This window comes from Spartinivicinus poritis (assembly GCF_028858535.1).
Lineage (GTDB): Bacteria > Pseudomonadota > Gammaproteobacteria > Pseudomonadales > Zooshikellaceae > Spartinivicinus > Spartinivicinus poritis.
On the sequence record NZ_JAPMOU010000138.1, the window covers coordinates 1 to 2,387 of the forward strand.

Here is a 2,387-nt window from a genome sequence, read left to right on the forward strand (position 1 = left end):
CAAGCTATCTGGGACTACATTACATACTATAATAGCGAACGTAAACATTCAGCTTTAAACTATCAAACACCGATGGAATTTGAGAGAGCTCATCAATTGAAAAAAGCCTCTTAAAAAATTGTTGGGTTTTACTGGACCACTATAATCCCTAGATCCAGACTGATAGAGACACAGCTATGATCCGTTGTCATCTCGCCCGCATGATGGGCGAACACAAGATGCGTATCGCCGACGTTGCCAGAGAAACTGGGCTTAGCCGTGTCACAGTGACGTTGCTATATAAAGAGACCGCACAGAAAGTAGACCTGGAAGCTCTCGACAAGTTGTGTAAGTTTTTCAATTGCGGGATTGGCGAGCTACTTGAACGAGCATAGACGTGTAACTTATATCACAGGGGGCTCAATTTGGATTTTGAGAAATACAAAGAGCTAGTTGCAGAAATCAAAACAGGAAAGCAACTTCCTGATTCAATTTATATCCACAACAGTGCCTTGTCCGAGATCTCAAGTAAGCTGAGTAGTGTTCTCGAAAAAATAACGGCAGCATTAAAAATACCTACCTCTGACTGGAATATTTTGAAGCTCTATAAACGAGACTTTAAGGTTGCATTCCTAAGCTATCCTGATTTTGAAACGTATAGTTATCCAGCCTTAAAGCATAGCTTCACTGTCGATTTGTCAAAGCTCTCAGTCAGAAAGTCCTCGTATGAAAACTCTGCTAATCCTCCGATTCTTCATCGGAAGGAAACCTTTGTTAAATCTGATTTTGAACTACATGCGTTGTTCAAAGAAATTACCGCTGAAGGTGTTGATATAGGTTTATATGAAAATCCTAGATCCATAGGCTTCAAGAAAAACTGGGAGCGCCTCGTTTCCAATAAAGGATACTTTCTTGATGAAGCTGGACGGCTTCATCCGAAAGCAAGCCGCGACGTTAACGACAATGTAGTAAGCATTTCAGAAGAAGTTGAGATTGAACGGCATAAAACGGCGATAGACCGCAACCAACTATCACAGCCAATGCAGATATTGGCTCGTCACAATTATTTTAATGGCGATTACTCCGTTTTAGACTACGGCTGTGGCAAAGGTGATGATATGCGTGAGCTGGAAGCTCACGGTATTGATATATCAGGATGGGACCCGGTGCATTATCCTGATGGAGATCTCTTCAACAGCGATATTGTGAATCTTGGGTTTGTGCTTAATGTTATTGAAAATAGAGATGAACGAAATGAAACGCTAATACGTGCCTGGGAGTACGCCGATAAAATTCTCATCGTATCGGTCATGATTGCTGGCAATAGTTTCCTGCAACAATTTACACCGTACAAAGATGGTATCATTACTAGCAGAAACACCTTCCAACGATACTACACACAATCTGAAATTCGCTCTTATGTTGAAACCACACTCGACGAAAATGCCATTGCTGTCGGGCAAGGTATATTTATCGTCTTCAAAGATAAGATTGAAGAACAAAACTTCCTCTTAGAAAGGCAACATATACGGCGTGACTGGCAACAAAAAACACAAAGGCAAATACAATCACGCCAACCCTCAATCAAAAAAGATCTCATTGATAAGCACCTTGAGTTATTTACAGATTTTTGGGAAACATCATTAGAGCTTGGGCGCATCCCCGCGAACAATGAATTTGAGTTTTCAGACCAGATTCGTCGGGTAGCAGGATCGCACATCAAAGCACATAAGGCGCTTGTTGAGCATTTTGGCAATGAACTCTTTGAGGAAGCACAGAGCAAACGTAAAGACGATCTGCTGGTCTATTTCGCATTAGGTTTATTTGGAAAGAGAAAGCCTCAGACAAAGATGCCTGAAGGACTTAAACGAGATATTAAGATTTTCTATACCAGCTACAATGAAGCCATTGAGCAAGCCAAGGAAGTCTTGTTTTCGATGGGGAATCCTGAGCTAATTGAAGAGTCGTGCAATAAGGCTTATGAACTTTTGAAAAGCGGATACTTAGAAGACGGTCATAGTTATACTTTCCATATTCGCCACTTGGGTGACTTACCGCCAGAGCTAAGAATTTATATTGGTTGTGCCACGCAGCTCTATGGAGACCTGGATAATTTCCATCTTGTTAAAGCACACATGACTTCAGGCAAGGTTAGCCTAATGCGCTATGACGACTGGAATAAAGACACGCCTTTGTTGGTCGAGCGCATTAAAATCAAAATGCGGGATCAAGATGTAGATTTCTTTGATTATGGCGGCAGGTTTGAGCCACCGCCATTACTAAACAAAAGTCAATTTGTCAGCTAGGAATAGGTGTAATGACACTCCTACAAGTGAGGCGAGTTTGCCCCTTTTCAATAAAGGTGGGCTCAAACGTGCTATTACGGTCTCTTGGGACTGATACGTCAA

The 2,387-nt window shown here is 41.7% G+C and carries 3 protein-coding genes; all 3 read left to right on the top strand.

Features of this window, described 5'->3' with window-relative positions; genetic code table 11:
* Nucleotides 1-6: 6 nt before the first annotated feature.
* The 3 genes from ORQ98_RS29805 to ORQ98_RS29340 all read left to right on the top strand — a co-directional run bounded on the left by ORQ98_RS29805 (nucleotide 7) and on the right by ORQ98_RS29340 (nucleotide 2,285).
* Entirely contained in the window at nucleotides 7-114 is a 108-nt protein-coding gene (locus ORQ98_RS29805; protein WP_425347737.1) for an IS3 family transposase, read from the top strand.
* Between the two features lie 86 nt (nucleotides 115-200).
* A complete protein-coding gene (locus ORQ98_RS29335) occupies nucleotides 201-374 on the top strand; it encodes a helix-turn-helix domain-containing protein (protein ID WP_425347738.1) in 174 nt (57 codons plus the stop codon).
* Nucleotides 375-404: 30 nt separating this feature from the next.
* Nucleotides 405-2,285, top strand: coding sequence for a DNA phosphorothioation-associated putative methyltransferase (locus tag ORQ98_RS29340; protein ID WP_274692375.1), 1,881 nt, complete (start codon nucleotides 405-407; stop codon nucleotides 2,283-2,285).
* Nucleotides 2,286-2,387: the final 102 nt, after the last annotated feature.